This window comes from Nitrospirota bacterium (genome assembly GCA_023229435.1).
Taxonomy (GTDB): domain Bacteria; phylum Nitrospirota; class UBA9217; order UBA9217; family UBA9217; genus JALNZF01.
Map to the genome: position 1 here is coordinate 25,001 of JALNZF010000034.1, position 1,227 is coordinate 26,227.

1 protein-coding gene (running past one end of the window) is annotated in these 1,227 nt (G+C 53.0%); it reads left to right on the forward strand.

Annotation, left to right across the window (positions count from 1 at the left end; genetic code table 11):
• Positions 1 to 1,001 carry the 3' portion of a TIGR00730 family Rossman fold protein gene (locus M0R70_15150; GenBank protein MCK9420695.1) on the forward strand. Its footprint begins 31 nt before the window's first position, so only the last 1,001 of its 1,032 coding nucleotides appear in the window; its start codon lies beyond the left edge, outside the window; the stop codon is at positions 999 to 1,001.
• Positions 1,002 to 1,227: the final 226 nt, after the last annotated feature.

Consider the following 1,227-nt stretch of genomic DNA (forward strand, 5'->3'; position numbering starts at 1 on the left):
CCGCGGATGAGGCCATTGACAGCTTGATGAAAACTGCTGAAGGCATTAGACGGCCTGAATACATCCGTGAAATGATTATTGCCGCGCTCAAGGCTGGTCAGGAGGATGATGAGCGCTCGGACCTCAAGCTCATGAACACCACGCTCAAGGAGATGCGGTTCACCTCGAAGATATTCGGTCCCTATCGAAACGTACGTAAAGTAACGGTCTTTGGCTCTGCACGGACCGAGCCAGATGAACCGGTTTACGCTATGGCGCGCGATTTCGGCAGAAAGCTCGCCGAGTCAGGTTACATGGTCATCACCGGCGGCGGGGCAGGTATCATGCAGGCGGTGAACGAAGGCGCGGGGCCGGAGCACTCCTTTGGTGTGAATATTCGCCTCCCCTTTGAACAGAAAGCGAACCCCGTGCTCGAGGGCAACCCCCGGCTCATCACGTACAAGTACTTTTTTAACCGTAAGGTGGCCTTTCTCAAGGAAGCGGACGCTGTCGCGCTTTTCCCCGGAGGTTTCGGCACTCTTGATGAGGCCATGGAAACGCTCACCCTGGTCCAGACCGGCAAGCGTAATCCCATGCCTCTTGTGCTCGTGGATGGGCCAGGACTCACCTACTGGATAAATTGGATCAAGTTCTTCAAGGACGAGCTTCATGCCCACGGGTACATCAGCGATACGGATTTTTCGCTCTTCGAGCGGGTCGACTCCGTGGACGCCGCGGTCAAGCATATTAACCGCTTTTACAGCCGCTACCACAGCATGAGATACGTGAATGGTCAACTCGTATTCCGTCTGACATCGATTCTTGCGCCGCACCATATTCAGAAGCTCAAGGAAAAGTTTCAGGACATCCTGATGCCCCGGGGGGACATGGTCCTTTCCGGCCCTCTGCCTGAGGAAAAAGATGAGCCGGAAATCTCCCATCTGCCGAGGCTCGTTGTGGATTTCAGTCGCCAGGATTTCGGACGGCTCCGAATCCTGATCGATGCGATCAACGATTTCTAATACCTGTTGCCGCACGACAACCGGGATAGTCCAGGGGTTGCTGATAGAATTTAATTCTCCTGAAATTGCGCTGGGTTCTGCCCTTCGTCCAGCAAAATGTATGTAATCCCAAAATGATAATGTCCTAATTCGCCAAAATAGAAATGTCCTATTTCCAGTTACAATGCCTAACGTTAATAGGAGGGCATTGTGGCAGAAAAGGACATGATCACCATGAGCAGGGAGG